Annotated in this window: 14 protein-coding genes and 1 pseudogene; 7 read left to right on the top strand and 8 right to left on the bottom strand. The window is 42.9% G+C overall.

All coding sequences use genetic code 11. The features are described 5' to 3' along the window. The first annotated feature begins 70 nt into the window (after window positions 1–70). Together SLS51_RS03520 and SLS51_RS03515 are read left to right on the top strand one after the other, a co-directional pair. Window positions 71–2,128: a S9 family peptidase gene (locus SLS51_RS03520; protein WP_323835754.1), complete on the top strand. Its 2,058-nt coding sequence runs from the start codon at window positions 71–73 to the stop codon at window positions 2,126–2,128. 254 nt (window positions 2,129–2,382) lie between these two features. Further along, window positions 2,383–4,659: a TonB-dependent receptor domain-containing protein gene (locus tag SLS51_RS03515; RefSeq protein WP_323835585.1), complete on the top strand. Its 2,277-nt coding sequence runs from the start codon at window positions 2,383–2,385 to the stop codon at window positions 4,657–4,659. Window positions 4,660–4,746: 87 nt separating this feature from the next. On the opposite strand, the gene xseA is transcribed toward SLS51_RS03515, so the two are convergent. Then, the gene (xseA, locus tag SLS51_RS03510) at window positions 4,747–6,120 is read right to left on the bottom strand and encodes an exodeoxyribonuclease VII large subunit (RefSeq protein WP_323835583.1); all 1,374 of its coding nucleotides are present in this window, start codon (window positions 6,118–6,120) and stop codon (window positions 4,747–4,749) included. A gap of 172 nt (window positions 6,121–6,292) precedes the next feature. Between xseA and guaB the strand changes: the two genes are divergently transcribed. From guaB to SLS51_RS03490, 4 genes are all read left to right on the top strand, one after another. Continuing rightward, window positions 6,293–7,759, top strand: coding sequence for an IMP dehydrogenase (guaB, locus tag SLS51_RS03505; RefSeq protein ID WP_323835581.1), 1,467 nt, complete (start codon window positions 6,293–6,295; stop codon window positions 7,757–7,759). A 73-nt stretch (window positions 7,760–7,832) separates the two neighbouring features. Continuing rightward, window positions 7,833–9,410 (top strand): glutamine-hydrolyzing GMP synthase, encoded by a 1,578-nt coding sequence (guaA, locus tag SLS51_RS03500; protein WP_323835579.1) that lies wholly within the window; start codon window positions 7,833–7,835, stop codon window positions 9,408–9,410. Between the two features lie 74 nt (window positions 9,411–9,484). Beyond that, on the top strand, window positions 9,485–9,691 hold the full coding sequence (locus tag SLS51_RS03495) for a hypothetical protein (RefSeq protein WP_323835577.1): 207 nt from the start codon (window positions 9,485–9,487) through the stop codon (window positions 9,689–9,691). A gap of 18 nt (window positions 9,692–9,709) precedes the next feature. After that, a complete protein-coding gene (locus SLS51_RS03490) occupies window positions 9,710–11,317 on the top strand; it encodes an Eco57I restriction-modification methylase domain-containing protein (RefSeq protein ID WP_323835575.1) in 1,608 nt (535 codons plus the stop codon). Here SLS51_RS03490 and SLS51_RS24105 read toward each other — a convergent pair. Together SLS51_RS24105 and SLS51_RS03485 are read right to left on the bottom strand one after the other, a co-directional pair. Continuing rightward, window positions 11,238–11,414: pseudogene (locus SLS51_RS24105) on the bottom strand (hypothetical protein); the annotation flags it as partial. The gene SLS51_RS03490 and the pseudogene SLS51_RS24105 overlap by 80 nt on opposite strands. Further along, window positions 11,347–11,589 carry a hypothetical protein gene (locus SLS51_RS03485; RefSeq protein WP_323835573.1) on the bottom strand — a complete coding sequence of 81 codons (243 nt, stop codon included), beginning with the start codon at window positions 11,587–11,589 and terminating at the stop codon, window positions 11,347–11,349. The gene SLS51_RS03485 and the pseudogene SLS51_RS24105, both read right to left, overlap by 68 nt. 274 nt (window positions 11,590–11,863) lie before the next feature. Between SLS51_RS03485 and rlmA the strand changes: the two genes are divergently transcribed. Further along, window positions 11,864–12,682: a 23S rRNA (guanine(745)-N(1))-methyltransferase gene (gene rlmA, locus SLS51_RS03480; RefSeq protein ID WP_323835571.1), complete on the top strand. Its 819-nt coding sequence runs from the start codon at window positions 11,864–11,866 to the stop codon at window positions 12,680–12,682. 68 nt (window positions 12,683–12,750) lie between these two features. Here the strand turns inward: rlmA and mntP are convergent, their stop codons facing one another. The 5 genes from mntP to manX form a co-directional block, all read right to left on the bottom strand. Next, window positions 12,751–13,332, bottom strand: a complete 582-nt coding sequence (gene mntP / locus SLS51_RS03475; protein WP_146747582.1) for a manganese efflux pump MntP — start codon at window positions 13,330–13,332, stop codon at window positions 12,751–12,753. A 425-nt stretch (window positions 13,333–13,757) separates the two neighbouring features. After that, on the bottom strand, window positions 13,758–14,216 hold the full coding sequence (locus tag SLS51_RS03470) for a DUF986 family protein (RefSeq protein WP_323835569.1): 459 nt from the start codon (window positions 14,214–14,216) through the stop codon (window positions 13,758–13,760). Window positions 14,217–14,304: 88 nt separating this feature from the next. Beyond that, on the bottom strand, window positions 14,305–15,171 hold the full coding sequence (locus tag SLS51_RS03465; protein ID WP_011146921.1) for a PTS mannose transporter subunit IID: 867 nt from the start codon (window positions 15,169–15,171) through the stop codon (window positions 14,305–14,307). A 13-nt stretch (window positions 15,172–15,184) separates the two neighbouring features. Further along, on the bottom strand, window positions 15,185–15,985 hold the full coding sequence (locus tag SLS51_RS03460; RefSeq protein ID WP_011146920.1) for a PTS mannose/fructose/sorbose transporter subunit IIC: 801 nt from the start codon (window positions 15,983–15,985) through the stop codon (window positions 15,185–15,187). Window positions 15,986–16,060: 75 nt separating this feature from the next. Then, a complete protein-coding gene (manX, locus tag SLS51_RS03455; RefSeq protein ID WP_323835565.1) occupies window positions 16,061–17,044 on the bottom strand; it encodes a PTS mannose transporter subunit IIAB in 984 nt (327 codons plus the stop codon). Window positions 17,045–17,660: the final 616 nt, after the last annotated feature.

Here is a 17,660-nt window from a genome sequence, read left to right as displayed (position 1 = left end):
AACTAAAGGGCTGTTATTGATGTTTTTATTAAGCGGCTGGTTGAATCCTGTCGCCGCAGAGGAAGAAATTATGCCACCAAAGGCAATGAAACAACCACACCATATAACTACCCACGGTGATACTCGTATAGATGATTATTACTGGATGCGGGATGATAATCGTAAAGATCAAAAAGTCATTGATTATCTGACAGCCGAAAATAAATATACTGAACAGATGCTAAAACCCGGTGAACAGCTACGGGATACGTTATACGAAGAAATGGTTGGCAGGATGAAGCAGGATGATCAATCGGTACCCTATACTTATAATGGGTATATTTATCGGACAACCTATGAAACGGGCAAAGATTTCCCGATTTATCAGCGTAAACCGGTTGATGGCTCATCAGATTGGCAGATACTGGTCGATGGTAATGAAAGGGCTAAAGGGCACGAATATTACCAACTGAGTAATTTTGCCATCTCTCTGGATAATAAACGTATTGCGATTGCTGAAGATACGCAGGGACGCCGTAATTATCAGATCTCTTTTAAAGATATTGCGGATAAACAGTGGAATAACGATGTAATAAAAAATACTTCTGGCAACATGGTTTGGGCTAACGACAACAATACGTTGTTTTATGTGCGCAGGCATTCACAAACGTTATTGCCATATCAGGTATTTCGTCACCAATATGGTACCAATACCAGCGAAGATCAGAAAATATATCAGGAAGAAGATGAGCGTTTTTATTTAAGCATGTCTAAGAGCACTTCCCGCGATTATATTATGTTGTCGATAACCAGTAATTCGACTTCCGAATATTTGCTGATTGATGCAAATAAACCACAAGCTGAACTTCAACTATTTTCTCCTCGTCAGGAAGGCAGAGAGTATTATATTGACCATTTCCGCGATCATTTCTACATCCGTTCAAATCATGAAAATGAAACTTATGGTCTTTATCAGACGGATGCTATCAATATACCGTGGAAAATAGTCATTGCTCCGCGGCAAGATAGTGATCTTGAAGATTTCGATCTGTTTAATGACTGGTTGGTCGTACAGGAGCGAACAAAAGGATTATCGACAATTCGTCAGATTAATTGGCAGACACAGGAAGAAAAGCAGATTAAGTTTGATGATCCAAGTTATATGGCATGGATTGATTACAACCCTGAACCCAATACTGATTTTGTACGTTATGGTTATTCATCCATGACGACACCAAGCTCAACATTCCAATGGAATATGAAAACAGGTGAGCGGGAATTACTTAAGCAGCAGGAAGTAAAAGGTTTTGATAAACATCATTATGAGAGCCAACGTATTTGGGTGAAGGCCCGTGATGGCGTTGAAGTTCCGGTATCTCTGGTATATCGTAAATCACTGTTTAAAAAAGGCCATAACCCAATACTGATTTATGGATATGGGGCTTATGGTATCAGCATGGACCCTTCATTTAGTTCACCACGATTGAGTTTATTAGATCGGGGCTTTGTTTACGCCTTGGTGCATGTGCGTGGTGGCGGTGAATTGGGTAAGAAATGGTATCTACAAGGTAAAGTCGAAAATAAAATGAATAGTTTTAATGACTTTATTGATGTGACTAAAGCACTGATTGCTCAGAAATATGGTGACAGCAAACGAGTTTATGCAATGGGCGGCAGCGCGGGTGGTTTGTTGATGGGCGCTGTGATTAATCAGGCCCCGGAATTATATCGCGGTGTGGTTGCTCAGGTTCCATTTGTTGATGCCGTGACAACCATGCTTGATCCTTCTATTCCGCTGACCGTAGGAGAATATGAAGAGTGGGGTAATCCTGAAAATAAAGAGGATTATTTCCGGATTAAATCATATAGTCCGTATGACAATATAAAACATCAACGTTATCCAAACTTATTGGTTACGAGTGGATTTTATGATTCCCAAGTGCAATATTGGGAACCTACTAAATGGGTGGCAAAATTACGGGATATGAAGAAAGATAACTCTATTTTGTTATTAGAAACCAATATGAGTGCCGGGCATGGTGGTAAATCGGGCCGATTTAATCGATTAAAAGATGCTGCACTGGATTACAGTTTTATTTTGATGCTGGATGATGCTAAAAAGTATTTTCCGCAATTAAAAGATAACTGAAATAAATTATATACCCTATGGATTTCAAGATGGATCGCGGCGGCAAGGGAGAGAATCCCCGGGAGCATAGATAACTATGTGACCGGGGTGAGCGAGTGCAGCCAACAAAGAGGCAACTTGAAAGATGACGGGTATAAATAATATAAATTTGTTATTTGAAGCACTGATAAATCATTATCAGTGCTAAACATTTTTATTTTCTAAAGACGGGTATGTGAGCAAATATTGATTTGTATGCATTTGGGATGATTGAAATGAAAATAATGACAAAGATAGCAGGAGCTGGTGTGGTTTTAATTGGGCTTCAAGGGTTTGCTTATGGCGAGGAAAAGCAAGAGAGAAAATCAGATAAGGTGATGAAATTAGGTAGCCTTAAGGTTTCTGGTTCACAGGATGATGCGGAAGTGAGGGCAATGGAAAGGCCCGGTTCTTACAGTTCTAAAGGTGAAGATACTAAACTTCAATCAACGGATAGTATATTACGTAGTATGCCAGGAACTTATACGCAAATAGATCCGGGGCAGGGAACCGTGAGTGTGAATATTCGTGGATTAAGTGGATTTGGTCGAGTGAATATGATGGTTGATGGTGTTAGCCAAAGTTTTTATGGGACATCTCCGACGAGTCCAGCTCATGGTACTACGTATAACCAATTCGGTACAATCATTGATCCTAATTTTATTGTAGGAGTTGATGTTAACCGTGGTCAATCTGATGGCTCAAGTAGTGTTAATGCATTAGTGGGTAGCGCTAATTTTCGCACAATTGGTGTAGATGATGTGATATTTGCAGGGAATTCATTGGGAGTACGCACAAAAACAGCTTATGGAAATAATGGTATTGGCTATAATGGCATGCTAGCCATTGCGGGTAAAACACCCGCTTTTAGTTCTGAAGGTTCAATAGGCGCTATGTTGGCTGTCAGCGGACATTCAATTGATGCACATTATAAGAATGGCGACGGAGTATTAAGCGATGAGTTTGTTACAGATAAATCGTTTAAGCAAAAACCCAATTCTCAATTAATGAAAATAAAAATTGAACCAAATGAATTTCATGATATGGAGCTAAGTGGCCGTAACTATCATAATAAATTTACCCGCCGTCATATTGATAGTCGGGATATTTATTTAAAATACAATTACACCCCATTTAGTGAGTGGGTTGATATAAAATTATTGGTCAGTACCAGTGAGAGTACTCAACGCTATGAAGGTGATTCACTTTTTAAGTTGCTCAATAGTAATGCAAAAAATAAGTCAGATGCAATAGATATCAGTAATATTAGTCGTTTCGACTATGGTGATACAAATTTTGAGTTAACATTTGGCAGTAAGCTGATGGAAACCGAATATAGCAGGACAACAAGTAGTGTTTATTCTGGTCAAGGTAAAGATGAAAAAGAAAAAAAAGAATATAATAAGAAAGATAGTGAAGTAAAAGAAAATAATGTTTTCGCACCAAGTGGTAAACAAGATATTGCCAGTATTTATGGTGGATTGAAAATAAGTCGTGGAATTTATCAGGCAGATATTACGTTTAATTATATGGACTACAGTGTTAAAGGCTATAAACCGGCTTGTGATCTGCGAATTCCTTGTTTTCCCCAAGGAGCAATCGAATTGGATTTGAAAGAACATGGGTTTAATCCAGGTATTTTATTATCAGCAGAAATTATTCCTGAGTTCCAACCATTCGTCAGTTATGCCCGTTCAATGAGAGCACCAAATATTCAGGAGACTTTCTATAGTAATGAAGGTGGTGGGTCTATGAATCCATTTCTGAAAGGAGAGTCATCAGACACTTATCAAATTGGTTTTAACAGTTTCCGCCCAGACTTAATTGTAAAGGGAGATACTTTCCGTCTGAAAGCGGCTTGGTATCATACTAAAGTAAAAAATTATATTCTCAGTGATATCTGGCTTATATGTGGCAATAGGAAAAAATGTGAAGCCGATAGTTCGACAGATTACAATGAAGTCGATCCTAACATCAAAATGTATATCTATCACAATAGCTTGACCCCGGTAAAAATACGCGGATATGAAATTGCTGCTGATTATGATGCGGGTATGTTTTATAGCAAATTGGCTTATAGTTGGCAAAAAACGCGCCAGCCAACCTCTGCCGCTACAGCGCATTTTGGCGCAGAGCCGTTGTCACAACTACCTGATAGATTTATGACGTTGGATACCGGTGTTCGTTTATTTGATGAGAAACTCCGTGTTGGTGCGATTGTTAAATATACCGGTGATTCTCATAGACTGGACCCAGATCAATATAATTTTGATGACGATGGGAGAGTTGTACAGCAAAAAGAACCTAAAATCCCAACGATAGTCGATCTTTATAGCGATTATCAGATAAATCACAATGTGCTGCTGAAATTTTCAGTACAGAACTTGGCAAACAAAAATTATTCTGAAGCACTTAATCGTGCAAACTCTTCCCCATTAATGACTGAGCAAACTTCGGCTATGCAAACTGCTCGGGGCCGGACTTATATTGTCGGCGCGGAAATTCGTTTCTGATTATACCCGTTATCTTTCAAGTTGCCGTCGCGATGCATCTTGAAATCCATAGGGTGTATAGGAAAAATAAGTGGCAAAGGAAGGCCACTATTTCAGATTTGCAGATCGTTTTTTCCGTTCTTTTTTGATTTTCAACACCTCACTTTCAATCCAGCCATCTTGTAAACGGGTATTCAGGACATCACCAACATGTACCTGTTTGGTTTGTTTCAGTAATTTTCCGTCCGATGTTTGACTGATGCTGTAACCACGAGCCAATGTTGCCAATGGGCTAACCGCTTCCATCCGTGAACAGGAAACGGCAAATTTTTCTCTGGAACGGCTGATTTGCCTTTCAATCGCTTGTCTTAACCGAAAATCTTGTTGCTGAATCTGTTGGCTATACTGGTGGATCTGCGGGCTAGGTTCAGCGTACCAGAGCCGTTGCTGTAATTTCTCATAAGCCCGGCTGTTTTGCTTTAAGTGCCGTTGCAAGCTGTCAGTGAGTCGCTGGCGTAAATTGACCAGTAAGTTTTGCTGACGAGCCAGATGTAAATGAGGATGTTGTTGCTGTAAACGATGAGATAACAGACTAAAGACACGCTGTTTTTTGGCAAAGAAATAATCCATTGCCATTTCCAACCGTTGTTGTTGCGACTGAATTTGACGTAATAATTCGAGCTGATGACGGCTAACTAATTCAGCGGCCGCTGATGGCGTCGGGGCGCGTAAATCTGCTACAAAGTCAGCGATAGTGACATCTGTTTCATGACCAACCGCACTGACTATCGGAATATCACTGTGAAAAATGGCTCTGGCGACACGTTCATCGTTGAAACTCCATAAGTCTTCCAGCGAGCCGCCACCGCGCCCGACAATCAATACATTACACTCCTGCCGTTCATTGGCTAATTCAATAGCCCGAATAATCTGTAACGGTGCTTCTGTGCCCTGAACCGCTGTTGGATAAATGATGATGGGTAATGATGGATCACGGCGTTTTAAAATATTCAAAATATCATGCAGAGCTGCGCCACTGGTTGAAGTAATGACACCAAGTTGTTGAGCCGGGGATGGCAACGGTTTTTTATGGCTTTGGTCAAATAATCCTTCTGTACTGAGTTTTTGTTTCAATAATTCAAACTGTTGCTGTAACAGGCCATCACCGGCGGGTTGCATACTTTCAACAATAAGCTGATAGTCCCCTCTTGGTTCATAAAGCGTGATTGTCGCGCGAACCAAAACTTGCTGACCATTTTGTGGCTTGAATGTTACCCGTTGATTGCTACTGCGAAACATTGCCGCCCGCACTTGGGCACGCTCATCTTTCAGCGTGAAATACCAGTGCCCGGAGGAGGGGTGAGAAAAATTGGATATTTCAGCGCTTAGCCAAATTCTGCCCATTTCCATTTCGAGCAGTTGTCGAACCGTCTGATTAAGACGACTGACAGAAAAAATTCCAGTGTTAAAAGGTAGTGACATGTGAGAAAGATCAAATTTCAAAACAATAACTTAATATGCTGATACTAACGTTCATCATGAAGTAAGCAAGAAATTTTTTAATAAAATGCTGGAGGCAACCGATTACGTTCTGTATAATGCCGCGGCAATATTTTATTCCTTAAATTTTCAGCAGATTGGTGAGATATTGCTTATGTTACGAATTAAAAAAGAAGCTTTAACCTTTGATGATGTTCTGTTAGTTCCTGCCCACTCTACCGTTTTACCTAACACTGCTGACCTGTCAACTCAACTGACTTCCTCCATTCGCTTGAAAGTTCCTATGCTGTCTGCTGCTATGGATACCGTCACCGAATCCGGTTTGGCTATTGCGTTGGCTCAGGAAGGTGGAATGGGTTTTATCCATAAAAATATGTCCATTGAGCGTCAGGCAGAAGAAGTTAGCCGAGTCAAAAAACATGAGAGTGGTGTTGTGACAGATCCAGTCACTGTGGCACCTGAAACAACGCTGCGTGAAGTTAAAGAATTGACAGAACGTAATGGTTTTGCGGGTTATCCGGTTGTCACCGAAGGAAATGAATTGGTTGGTATTATTACTGGCCGTGATGTACGTTTCGTTACTGATTTGGATCAGCCTGTTACTGCGGTAATGACGCCTAAAGAGCGTCTGGTGACAGTGAAAGAAGGTGAAGCCCGTGAAGTTGTGTTGCAGAAAATGCACGAAAAACGTGTCGAAAAAGCGCTGGTAGTTGATGAAAGTTTTCATCTGCTTGGCATGATCACGGTTAAAGATTTTCAGAAAGCAGAACGTAAGCCGAATGCTTGTAAGGATGAACGTGGTCGTTTACGTGTTGGTGCCGCGGTTGGTGCCGGTGCCGGCAATGAAGCGCGTATTGATGCATTGGTTGCCGCCGGTGTTGATGTTCTGCTTATTGATTCCTCGCATGGTCATTCAGAAGGGGTACTGCAACGTATCCGTGAAACCCGCGCTAAATACCCGAATCTACAAATTATTGGTGGTAACGTGGCGACTGGAGAAGGCGCAAAAGCGCTGGTAGAGGCTGGCGTCAATGCGGTTAAAGTCGGTATTGGTCCCGGTTCTATCTGTACTACCCGTATTGTTACCGGTGTAGGGGTGCCACAAATTACCGCTATCTCTGATGCCGTTGAAGCGTTGGAAGGCACCGGCATTCCAGTTATTGCTGATGGTGGTATTCGTTTCTCTGGCGATATTGCCAAAGCCATCGCGGCGGGAGCGTCGTGCGTTATGGTGGGTTCTATGCTGGCAGGGACAGAAGAGTCACCGGGAGAAATTGAGCTGTACCAAGGGCGTTCATTTAAATCTTATCGCGGCATGGGATCGTTGGGGGCGATGTCTAAAGGCTCTTCTGATCGATATTTCCAAACTGATAATGCCGCAGACAAGCTGGTACCGGAAGGCATTGAAGGCCGAGTTGCCTATAAAGGTTTTCTGAAAAACATTGTCCATCAGCAAATGGGAGGCTTGCGTTCCTGTATGGGGCTGACCGGTTGTGCAACTATTGATGAATTGAGAACCAAAGCAGAATTTGTTCGCATTAGTAATGCCGGTATTCAGGAAAGCCACGTTCACGATGTCACCATTATCAAAGAGTCTCCAAACTACCGGTTAGGTTTGTAATCCATATTTATTGTGGCCCATATAAGGGCCACTTATCTTTATTTGTTACTTGTTTTTTTGGAATTCACTGCACATGACAACTAATATCCATCAACACCGCATTCTTATCCTTGATTTTGGTTCGCAATATACTCAATTGATTGCTCGCCGTATTCGTGAAATCGGGGTTTATTGTGAACTTTGGGCATGGGATGTCACTGAAAAGCAAATCCGCGAATTCAACCCAAGCGGTATTATTCTTTCCGGTGGTCCGGAAAGTACTACAGCACAAGAAAGCCCACGTGCACCTGAATATGTTTTTAACGCTGGCGTTCCGGTTCTGGGCGTTTGCTATGGCATGCAAACGATGTCAGTACAGTTTGGTGGTAAGGTAGAAGATTCTACTGAGCGTGAATTTGGTTATGCGCAGGTTGAGATTAAAGCGGAAAGTGCATTATTCCGTGGGGTTCAAGATTCATTAAATGAGCAAGGTAAACCATTATTGGATGTATGGATGAGTCACGGTGATAAAGTCACGGCAATTCCTAAGGACTTTATCACTATCGCCAGCACTGATACCTGTCCATTTGCCATCATAGCGAATGAAGAAAAACGTTTTTACGGCGTACAATTCCACCCGGAAGTCACCCATACCCATCAGGGGCAGCGTATATTGGAACGTTTTGTACTGGATATATGCCAATGTGAAGCGCTGTGGACACCTGCTTCTATTATCGAAGATACCGTTGTACGCCTGCGTGAACAGGTTGGTGAGGATCACGTTATTTTGGGGCTGTCCGGTGGTGTTGATTCCTCTGTCACCGCATTGTTACTGCATCGCGCAATTGGTAAACGCCTGACCTGTGTATTTGTTGATAACGGCTTACTGCGTTTGAATGAAGCTGATCAGGTGATGGAAATGTTTGCCGGCAAATTTGGGCTGAATATTGTTCATGTTCCCGCAGAAGATCGCTTCCTGACTGCACTGGCTGGCATTAATGATCCGGAAGAGAAACGCAAAACAATTGGCCGTGTGTTTATTGAAGTCTTTGATGAAGAGGCAAGTAAGCAGGCTCAGGTTAAGTGGCTGGCACAAGGCACTATTTACCCAGATGTTATCGAATCAGCGGCATCTGCGACAGGCAAAGCACACGTTATCAAATCTCATCATAACGTAGGTGGTTTGCCGGAAGAGATGAAATTGGGTCTGGTGGAACCGCTGAAAGAGCTGTTCAAAGATGAAGTGCGTAAGATTGGCTTGGAATTGGGATTGCCTTATGACATGTTGAACCGCCATCCATTCCCAGGCCCAGGTTTGGGCGTTCGTGTGTTGGGTGAAGTGAAGAAAGAGTATTGCGATTTGCTGCGTTGTGCAGATGCTATTTTTATTGAAGAGCTGCACAAAGCTGATTTGTACAATAAAGTCAGCCAGGCGTTTACTGTATTCTTGCCGGTTCGCTCCGTGGGCGTGATGGGAGATGGTCGTAAATATGACTGGGTTGTTTCGTTACGGGCAGTAGAAACGATTGATTTTATGACCGCACATTGGGCGCATTTACCATACGATTTCTTGGGCCGGGTTTCTAACCGGATCATCAATGAAGTCAATGGGATATCAAGAGTTGTCTATGATGTCAGCGGCAAACCACCTGCGACTATTGAGTGGGAATGATCCCGCGTCCGGCATAGACCGGCACTAAAGTGTTGTGGTGGCTGGATCGACTCGGGCGTAGCCTCGCCGATCTGATGCAGATCGTGGCTGACCTTGAGCAGCGCAGCGGGCAGATTGGTTTTCCATGTGTTCGCGGCGCTGGCCGAGGTAGCCCGCCGTTATGGCGTGTCCCGAACCACACTTTACAAGCACGTCGGCGTCATCACGCCGCGCCAATGAGGATTTGGGATGACCCAACAACTAGACGCCGCAGACAGCGTGCGCAGCAAGGTTACTCCTAGAGCTGTTGCAGTGCCTGTATGTCCCGTCACGGCAGCGACCGAGGCTTTGGCGACGGAGGGCGGGCTCGAAGCCCGAGGGGCCATTTTCACGCGCTCGACGAACTAACCGATGCAATCCGGGCGGTGGAATTGCACCACGAGACCTTTAAGAGCACCAAAGCTGCCATTGTCGCACTGCTCAGACGGCAAGGGATCGCTGCGAATGCTGCGGTCACGTTGGCTAGTTGCTGGCTGTCGCAAGGCGATTTCCTGCTGGCACCGCTGGAGGGGCAATTCGATTTTGTGGTTGGCAACCCACCCTATGTCCGTCAGGAGTTGATCCCGGCACCGCTGCTTGCCGAATATCGCAGTCGTTACCTGACGATGTATGACCGGGCAGATATCTACATTCCCTTCATCGAGCGGTCTCTGTCGGTTTTGTCGGATGGTGGCAGCCTAGGCTTCATCTGCGCTGATCGCTGGATGAAAAACCGCTATGGCGGGCCACTGCGTAGCCTCGTAGCCGAGCGGTTCCACCTGAAAGTCTATGTCGACATGGTGGATACACCTGCCTTCCACTCCGATGTGATTGCCTACCCAGCAATCACTATCATCAGCCGTGAAGTGCCGGGGCCAACGCGCATCGCTTACCGCCCGGCTATTGACCGGGCGACGCTGACCGCATTGGCAGGTTTGCTCAAAGCACCCTCGCTGCCGAAGGAAGTCGGCCCAGCGCGTGAACTTGCCCAAGTGACCAACGGTTCGGAGCCGTGGTTGCTGGAGTCATTCGACCAGATGGCGGTTATTCGCCGTCTGGAAGGGGACTTTCCCCTGCTGGAAGAGGCTGGGTGTAAGGTCGGGATCGGTGTTGCGACTGGCGCGGACAAAGCGTTTATCGGGGATTTCGACGCGCTCAATGTTGAGCCAGACCGGAAGGTGCAGCTGGTAACAACCAAAGACATTATGACCGGTGAAGTGGAGTGGCGCGGTCTGGGTGTTATCAACCCCTTTGCTGAGCAGGGCGGACTGGTCGATCTTGACGAGTATCCCCGTCTGCGGCGCTACCTTGAGGCTCGACGAGAGGTGATCGCTGGGCGTCACTGTGCGCAGAAAGCTCCGGCCAACTGGTATCGCACAATTGACCGCATCACGCTGTCGTTGGCTGCGAGGCCAAAGCTCCTGATTCCAGATATCAAGGGACAGGCGCATATCGTCTATGAAGATGGTGAACTGTATCCTCACCACAACCTCTACTACGTCACGTCAGACGACTGGGATTTACGGGCCTTGCAGGCTGTCCTGCTATCCGCTGTCACTCGTCTGTTTGTGGCGACCTATTCAACGAAAATGCGGGGTGGATTCCTACGCTTCCAAGCGCAGTACCTGCGCCGCATTCGCATTCCGCACTGGGCTGAAGTGCCAGAACCGCTGCGCCGTGAGTTAGCCGAGGCTGCTATCAAACGGGACTTGCAAGCTTGCAACCGGGCTGTGTTCAGGCTCTACGACCTAAGCCAAGATTTTCCATCTCGTGTCTATGCTTCTGTTGTTGTTCGATTAGGGTTAGAAATCGGTCAACAGCTCCCTTGGTATGTTGTTCATAAAGCGTTAATATTTCTGAATCAGGCAATTGATAATGTAATGGATTGATACCACCTTGATTAGATTGTTTTGCTATTTTAGGGTGTTTTCCGATGACTATTTTGCTCATATATCGTCTCTTTCCCTGTAGATAATATGATTTCATCATTGAATTGTTTTAATACCGCAGCAAAGTCTGCACGGACTTTATCCAGATCATCTGCTAGAGTTTCAACGTCACTTTTCTGTGAGATAAGTTCACAATAGTTTGTGTTGGGCATAATATCGAATTTCGGTGAAATTGATCTTAATTTATTAAAATATTGTATGAAAATGTTCATTATATTACCTGCATTATTAGTTGTTTCTATTCGTTAAATGACTTATTAACAATGATATTTTATTTTGATTGAAGAATCATACCCGATAAATATATTTATGCCATAGAAATATTGTGAGTCGTCTCGAAAATAGGACTGAAAATAATGGAATATAATTTCATTCAAGATAATGATTAGTTGTTTATATAGAATTATTAATTAACATGATTTACGACGAAAAGTATCAGAATATGCTATAGTACCGGCTGGTTTTCGCTGATATTTTTGGAATCTTATGTCTTATCAATGCCCCTTATGTCATCACTCTTTATTGCTCATTCGACAGCAATGGCGCTGTGAGAATAATCATCAGTTTGATTGTGCTAAAGAAGGGTATGTTAATTTGATGCCTGTTCAGCATAAAAGGTCCAAGGAACCGGGGGATAGCCCGGAGATGATGCAATCAAGAAGAGCATTTTTGGATTCAGGGCATTATCAACCATTACAACAACGGGTTTCGGAATTACTGGAAAAGTATCTGCCAGAAAATGCGGAGAGTTTGTTGGATATAGGATGTGGTGAAGGTTATTACACTGCTGCGGTTGAAGCACAGTTAAGCAAGAGACGTAATTTTAAAATCTATGGGTTAGATGTTGCTAAGATTGCGGTTCGTTATGGCGCTAAGCGCTATCCGGTTGTTAGCTTTTGTGTTGCGTCGAGCCATCGCTTGCCATTTGCCGATCAATCGCTTGCCGGGGTGTTAAGAATTTATGCGCCTTGTAAAGCGGAAGAGTTGGCAAGGGTGGTTAAGCCACAGGGAATTGTTTTGACAGTCACTCCCGGTCCTCGCCATCTTTATCAGCTCAAGGAGTTGATTTATCAAAATATTCATCTTCATCCATTGAAGGCGGAACCGTTGGAAGGATTTGAATTGATAACCGATGAATCGTTATCTTATCCAATGAAATTAGATGGCCTGCAAGCGTATCATTTATTACAGATGACCCCATTTGCCTGGCGAGCAACAGAAGATGTGAAAAAAGGGTTGGCAGATAGAGCGCTGTTTGAATGTGAAACTGATTTTATATTGCGGGTCTATCAACGCCTTAATTGATCAAGATTTCAGCCCAAAATATATACCCTATGGCTTTACGGGTATAAATATTTTGGGCTGGTGGTATATTATTTAGAGTACATAAATAATTCTAGATGTTCAAACAAGATATTGAAGCCAATTGCAATTAGAATCAGCCCACCAATAAGTTCAGCGCGTTTGCCTAACCGTGGGCCAATATAACGGCCAATTAACATACCCAATGTTGCCATAATCATTGTCATCATTCCGATAGCCATCGCAGTGTGCACGATATTGACTTCAAGGAACGCGAGCCCAATACCAATTGCCATTGCATCCAGGCTGGTGGCAATGGCTGTTGTTATCAACACAATTGAATTATGGCGGCAGGGTGACTCACACTTTTTTTCCTGCTTTGTTTTGAAACTCTCTGTAATCATTCTACAACCCAGAATGAATAACAGAGTGAAAGCAACCCAGTGATCCCACTCTATAATATATTGGCTGGCATAAAGCCCTAGAGACCAGCCAATCAATGGGGTACAGGCTTCTGCCAAACCAAATATTAAACCGGTACGGATTGCTTCACGAAAATGCGGTCTATGTAGTGCGGCCCCTTTACAAATTGAAGCAGCAAAGGCATCCATTGAAAGTGCTAAAGCTAGGATGAGGGTTGCGTACATATTCATTAATATAGCCTCGGTTGGGTGTTTCCATATACATATAACCCACCCCCAACCAATGATGGTGCTATATGCAATGGTCTTGCCAACCGAATTAATAGCTATCTCATTAGACTATTTCATTTGCTATTTTTAGCAACAATAATGCCTGTTAAGATAGCAATAAGGTTACCCGCACCACGTTTATTTTGTAACGAGCGTGTTGATACGGGCTTTTCAGAAAAATTAACTAAATCGTTTCTCTGAAACAGGCTACTCCCCATGACAATTTAAAAGATAGCACAATAATTCAAAAAGGGAAAATAATATTATTTTTAGGGTTAAGGCATGATATTGATAATAATTATCATTATCTGTTTTATGGGGAAAATAAAAGTCAGCGTAAGGCTGACTGTTTATTGTCTATTTTTTTATTTATTATTTTTTCTTATCTATCTGTTTTCGATGAGAAATTTATAAATTCTTTCTAAATCATCAATTTGGCTTACTGATATATATAATTTCTTGTTTTCTAAACCAATAACCAGAATACCATCTTCAGATAAATTCATGGTTTTTATCCGGCTATAGGAAATAAAGGTATTTGCATAGAAGAAACCGTTATTTTTAAAAAATAATTTAGGCGAACGTATATAGGCGATATAAATAGTCACCAGGATAGTAAACAGCAATAAATATGTGGTTAAACGGCTACCATAAGCAGTAATATTATTATAAACAACAATAAGTATCAGGATAATAAAGATGAGTGCATCAATTTTATGTTTTCTTTTTAGCTTTATTTGTAAGTGAGTTTTCCCTTTTAGAAAATTCACCACGAATTCATCATAAACAGCAAAAGCTAGCATGAGTACGATTAAACCAGTTAATGCTATATCATTAAGGTTCATTCCTTATCCCTATCCCTGCATTGTTATAAAAAAGAAAATATGGGGAGGAGTCCCTCCCCGAATGATATTGTACTAAAAGACCATTGTACTAGAGACCAAGGAAACCAAATCTGGCACCAATAATCCCCAGAATAAAGAAGCCAATAATGATCCATAGAGCATTGACTTTATGTCGTAATAACCACATACAAGCAAATGTCAGTAAAAGTGGTACCAAGCCTGGCATCAATTGATCGAGAATATTTTGAACCGTGGTTATTGTCTTTTCACCTGTCTGTTGATTAGGAATTTCTGATACAACCAACGGGATATTGACTTTCGTCCATTTATTAACTAATGCCCCCATGACAAATAGACCAAGGATTGACGCGCCTTCTGTCATTTTTTGCAAGAAGCCACCACCCATATCTTGAACGATATTGATCCCTTTCTTATAACCATAAGAGATACCTGAATAAAGAACCAACAGGCGTACCAGGTTGAATAAGAAGAAGAATAAGACAGGCCCAAGCCAGCTACCACTCATTGCCAAGCCAGCACCCAAAGCAGCAAATACTGGGCGGACTGTCCCCCAGAAAATAGGATCACCAACACCGGCCAATGGCCCCATCAGACCGACTTTGATACCGTTAATCGCACCATCATCAATCGTTGCGCCATTAGCACGCTGCTCCTCCATTGCCAGAGTGACACCCAGTACAGGTGCGACGACGTAAGGGTGAGTGTTAAAGAATTCAAGGTGGCGTTTGAGTGCCTGTTTACGCTCATCGGTATTTTCTGGATACAAACGACGAAGAGCTGGCACCATAGAGAAACAGAAACCTAGGGCCTGCATACGTTCAAAGTTCCATGAACCTTGAAACACATTAGAACGGAGAAATACACCACGGATATCACTGGGTGTCAGTTTTTTCTGGCCTGCTGTCTGAGCAGTCGTTTTTGTTGTATCTAACATGTTGCTCATCCTTTTAATCTAATTCGTTATCAAGGTCGTTATTGGTGTGTCCAGGGGCAGCCGCTACCTGAGATTTGTTATATTTAGGGCTTAGCTGGATGTACAGCACGGCCATAACAATACCAATAATGCCTAATGCAACCAGGTTAAAATCAGTGAATGCTGCTGTGACGAAACCGAGATAGAAGAAGGGCATTAGGTAACCGGCACGCATCATGTTGATAACCATTGCGTAACCCACAACGACGATCATACCCCCAGCGATATTCAAGCCATCTGTTACCACTTTTGGAATAGAAGCAAGTAACTGCTGGACTTCGTTGGTGCCAACCGATAGTGCGACGATCAGGGCAGGGATGGCGATACGCATAGCCTGGAGCAGTAATGCGGACAGATGGATAAAGCTAATCGCACGCAAGCTGCCACGTTCTGCCGCGTTGTCAGCAGCATGCTGAAAGGCGACTGTGATGGTACGTACAATGATCGTCAGCACTTGCCCTGCTGCTGCCAGTGGAATGGCTAAAGCGATACCTTCACCGATATCACGACCACCCGCGATGACCAGAATCGTCGAGATGATTGATGCTAAGGCTGCATCCGGGGCAATTGCAGCACCGATATTCATCCAGCCAAGAGCGATCATCTCTAGCGTACCGCCGATAATGATACCGGTTGTCATGTCACCAAGAATGATCCCGATTAAGGTGCAGGCCACGAGTGGGCGGTGGAATTGAAATTCATCAAGAATGGAATCCATTCCGGCTATACAAGCTACGATGAATATCAATGCAATTTGAACAACGGTAATTTCCATTGTTTGTCTCCTGTAACCAAATTAAATTTGGTAAGAAATTTTTGTCATTGAGTAATTTTTGTCGTTGAGTAATAGTTAAATTGCTCTGATCTGATTTTCGTTTTTAACCTTCTGGAGTAGATCCATCATTTGTAAGCGGCTATCACTGGCAACCTTACGGGCTTCAAGTTCAATGCCTCGTTCATTTAGTTTTTTGAAGGCTGCAATATCGGTTTCATCAACGGATATTGCGTTGTTAACTTGCGTTTTTCCTTGACGGAAAGCCATTCCTCCGATGTTGACAGAAGTGATATCGACACCATCCTCGACTAAACGCAAAACATCTGTTGGGTTTGTAAACAGTAACATGACACGTTCATTGGCATATTTCGGGTTGTTATAAACGCGAACACATTTTGCAACATCAACAACGTGAGCACTGAGCCCCGGTGGAGCAACTTGTTTTAGCAAGGTGGTACGGACAGTATCAGCAGCAACTTCATCGCTGACGACAATGATCCGTTTGACATTGGTTTCTTTTGTCCAACGAGTAGCGACCTGACCATGAATGAGGCGGTCATCAATTCGAGCCAGTGCAATTTTCATATGACCACCGGTTGATGGTGCAAGTGAAGGTGCCGCAACGGATGCCACGGGCTTGGCGGGTTCAGCTATTTGAGGTTCTTCTGTTTTCAGGGCCCGGATGCCTTCTTTCCCGGTTTCCAGAGCAACGGAAACCAGTTCTGCCAGAGATGGGTCATCATCTCGACACATAAAGGTTTCAACCAACATTGGAACGTTAACGCCGGTGATGATCTCATAATTCTCTTTATCTACGGCGATACGGCTAGCCGCATTGAATGGACTTCCTCCCCATGTATCGACAAGAAACAGTACACCTTGCTCTGTATTAAGCGTTTCCAGTTTACTGTTGTATTTTTCAAATAAGGTATCGGCATTTTCACCAGGAACGAAGTCAATGTAAGAGACATTTTCTTGCTCTCCAATTAACATCTCTGCGGTATGAAGCAGTTGCTCAGCCGCAGCTCCGTGTGTGCCAATCATGATGGCTATACTCACTTGTTTTCCCCTCTATTAACAATATATACCCGTTATCTTTCAAGTTGTCTCTTTGTTGGCTGCACTCACTCACCCCGGTCACATAGTTCGCTATGCTCCCAGGGATTCGCTCCCTTGCCGTCGCGATCCATCTTGAAATCCATTGGGTATAAACGCAGGATTATTACAAAGTTACTGCAATAATTTTGATGAATCATTCCTCCACTAAAAATCTTATTTGTATGAATAATGACCTTTTATCAATATGATACCTAAATATTTGACTTGATTTAGACTTTATCTCTTATTGACTGGAAAAATCGGCTGTTAGATTAACATTAGAAATACCAGAGGAAAATTGCTGTCAGTCAGAAAAAATGAAATAGATAAAAATGTTAACCACAAAACAATTTAATAAGCTAAAAATTGCAAAATTAATTTATAATTATCTATAATTTGCTTATTGTTAGATATTTATTCTGTTTTCGGTAACATCTAATTAGTATAAAATTGAAAAAATATTCATCTTTTTAGATCAAAAGATGATCATATTAAGTTTTGGTCAAAAAATATCCCAACCATATGGTAGGGATATTTTCATGACAGAAGCATTTACTGATTAAAAAACAGGTTATTT

Origin of the sequence: Photorhabdus africana (genome assembly GCF_035181445.1) — a bacterium.
Taxonomy (GTDB): domain Bacteria; phylum Pseudomonadota; class Gammaproteobacteria; order Enterobacterales; family Enterobacteriaceae; genus Photorhabdus; species Photorhabdus laumondii.
The sequence above is the reverse complement of the archived record's forward strand: the minus strand, read 5'-3'. Positions and strand labels throughout refer to the sequence as shown.